This is a genomic window from Lactobacillus sp. ESL0237 (assembly GCF_003692985.1).
Lineage (GTDB): Bacteria > Bacillota > Bacilli > Lactobacillales > Lactobacillaceae > Lactobacillus > Lactobacillus bombicola.
In genome coordinates, this window is sequence record NZ_REHE01000018.1 from 1 (window position 1) to 3,213 (window position 3,213).

The 3,213-nt window shown below is 49.3% G+C and carries 2 rRNA genes; both read right to left on the reverse strand.

The annotated features are described in order from the left end of the window. Positions 1 to 2: 2 nt before the first annotated feature. Positions 3 to 119, reverse strand: a 5S ribosomal RNA gene (rrf, locus tag F5ESL0237_RS08270). 83 nt (positions 120 to 202) lie between these two features. Continuing rightward, positions 203 to 3,114 (reverse strand): 23S ribosomal RNA (locus F5ESL0237_RS08275). Positions 3,115 to 3,213: the final 99 nt, after the last annotated feature.

Consider the following 3,213-nt stretch of genomic DNA (forward strand, 5'->3'; position numbering starts at 1 on the left):
AAGCACGGCAACGTCCTACCCTCGCAGGCAGTCTCCCACCAACTACTCTCGGCGTTAAGAAGCTTAACTTCTGTGTTCGGCATGGTTACAGGTGTTTCCTTCTTGCTCTTGCCACCGTACTTCTTTTTGAGCTTTTACACTCAAAACTAAATATTATCCTTCGAAAAAACCGTTCCACTCTCTTCTTTGACTGCCTTCGCTTTTGGTCAAGTCCTCGACTGATTAGTACTAGTCCGCTCCAAACCTCACGGCTCTTCCACTCCTAGCCTATCTACCTCATCGTCTTTGAGGTGTCTTACTACTTTCGTATGGGAAATCTCATCTTGAGGGGGGCTTCGCACTTAGATGCTTTCAGCGCTTATCCCTGCCATACTTAGCTACCCAGCTATGCCTTTGGCAAGACAACTGGTACACCAGCGGTATGTCCATCCCGGTCCTCTCGTACTAAGGACAGCTCCTCTCAAATTTCCTACGCCCACGACGGATAGGGACCGAACTGTCTCACGACGTTCTGAACCCAGCTCGCGTGCCGCTTTAATGGGCGAACAGCCCAACCCTTGGGACCTACTTCAGCCCCAGGATGCGACGAGCCGACATCGAGGTGCCAAACCTCCCCGTCGATGTGAACTCTTGGGGGAGATAAGCCTGTTATCCCCAGGGTAGCTTTTATCCGTTGAGTGATGGCCCTTCCATGCGGTACCACCAGATCACTAAGCCCGACTTTCGTCCCTGCTCGAGTTGTCGCTCTCGCAGTCAAGCTCCCTTATACCTTTACACTCTGTGAATGATTTCCAACCATTCTGAGGGAACCTTTGGGCGCCTCCGTTACTCTTTAGGAGGCGACCGCCCCAGTCAAACTGCCCATCTGACACTGTCCCATGCCTCGCTTAGAGGCGCTGGTTAGAGCAACCATCAAACAAGGGTAGTATCCCAACATTGCCTCTGATAATACTAGCGTACTATCTTCTCCGGCTCCTACCTATCCTGTACATGCTTAACAGTTGCCCAATATCAAATTGCAGTGAAGCTCCATGGGGTCTTTCCGTCCTGTCGCGGGTAACCCGCATCTTCACGGGTATTATAATTTCACCGAGTCTCTCGTTGAGACAGTGCCCAAATCATTACACCTTTCGTGCAGGTCGGAACTTACCCGACAAGGAATTTCGCTACCTTAGGACCGTTATAGTTACGGCCGCCGTTTACTGGGGCTTCAGTTCGCTGCTTCGCTTACGCTAACAGCTCTCCTTAACCTTCCAGCACCGGGCAGGTGTCAGCCCCTATACGTCGTCTTACGACTTTGCAGAGACCTGTGTTTTTGATAAACAGTTGTTTGGGCCTATTCACTGCGGCTGGCTTTTACACCAGCACCCCTTCTCCCGAAGTTACGGGGCTATTTTGCCGAGTTCCTTAACGAGAGTTCTCTCGCTCACCTTAGTGTTCTCCACTCGACTACCTGTGTCGGTTTGCGGTACGGGTACGTTAGCTCTCACTAGAAGCTTTTCTTGGCAGTGTGACTCTTGAACCTTCGCTACTTTTATTTCGCTCCTCATCACGACTTGTGCTTCTTAACAGTAAGCATTTGACTCACCATTACACTTGTCGCTTAAACATGGCTTTCCAGCTCCATGCGTCCTTTGCCTCCTGCGTCCCTCCTTCGCTATTAACGATCTAACGCAGTACAGGAATTTCTACCTGTTGTCCATCGACTACGCCTTTCGGCCTCGCCTTAGGTCCCGACTTACCCTGGGCGGACGAGCCTGCCCCAGGAAACCTTAGTCTTTCGGCGGATAGGATTCTCACCTATCTTTCGCTACTCATACCGGCATTCTCACTTCTAAACGCTCCACTTATCCTCTCGATTAAGCTTCACCGCATTTAGAACGCTCTCCTACCACGCATTATTGCTAATGCATCCACAGTTTCGGTACTATGCTTAGCCCCGGTAAATTTTCGGCGCAGCGTCACTCGACTAGTGAGCTATTACGCACTCTTTTAATGATGGCTGCTTCTGAGCCAACATCCTAGTTGTCTACGCAACTCCACATCCTTTTCCACTTAGCATAGATTTTGGGACCTTAACTGGTGATCTGGGCTGTTTCCCTTTCGACTACGGATCTTATCACTCGCAGTCTGACTCCAGTGCTTTGATACATGGAATTCGCAGTTTATCTGAATTCAGTAACCCCTGACGGGCCCCTCATCCAAACAGAGCTCTACCTCCATTATCATCCTCGCACCAGGCTAGCCCTAAAGCTATTTCGGAGAGAACCAGCTATCTCCAAGTTCGTTTGGAATTTCACCGCTACCCACAACTCATCCCCGCAATTTTTAACTTACGTGGGTTCGGTCCTCCAGTGTGTTTTACCACACCTTCAACCTGGTCATGGGTAGGTCACTTGGTTTCGGGTCTACATCAAATAACTCTCTCGCCCTCTTCAGACTCGCTTTCGCTACGGCTCCGTCCTTTTATGACTTAACCTCGCTATTTAACGTAACTCGCCGGTTCATTCTACAAAAGGCACGCCATCACCCTTTAATGGGCTCTGACTACTTGTAAGCACACGGTTTCAGGTTCTCTTTCACTCCCCTTCCGGGGTTCTTTTCACCTTTCCCTCACGGTACTGGTTCACTATCGGTCACAATCTAGTATTTAGCCTTGCGAGATGGTCCTCGCTGCTTCAATCGGAATTCCTCGTGTTCCGACCTACTCAGGATTCTGCTCGGCGTACTCTTGATTTCGCTTACGGGGCTCTCACCCTCTCTGGCTTACCTTCCCAGATAATTCTGCTATCGCCTGTACTTACCTTCTTGCAGTCCTACAACCCCAAACAATAAATTGCTTGGTTTGGGCTCTTTCCGTTTCGCTCGCCGCTACTTGGGAAATCGATCTTTCTTTCTCTTCCTGCAGCTACTTAGATGTTTCAGTTCACTGCGTCTTGCCCTAGTTACCTATTTATTCAATAACTAGTAATGTATCTCTACATTGGGTTCCCCCATTCGGATATCTCCGGATCTCTGCTTACTTACAGCTCCCCGAAGCCTTTCGTGGTTCGTCACGTCCTTCTTCGCCTTATTGTGCCTAGGCATTCACCGTGCGCCCTTTTTTACTTGACCTTACTCAAGATACTCTCTCGGTCGCTCTTGCAATCTGTTCTCTTTTGATTGTTTCTCGGTTTTTTCTTGGATTATATTCAGTTTTCAATGTACTAACTC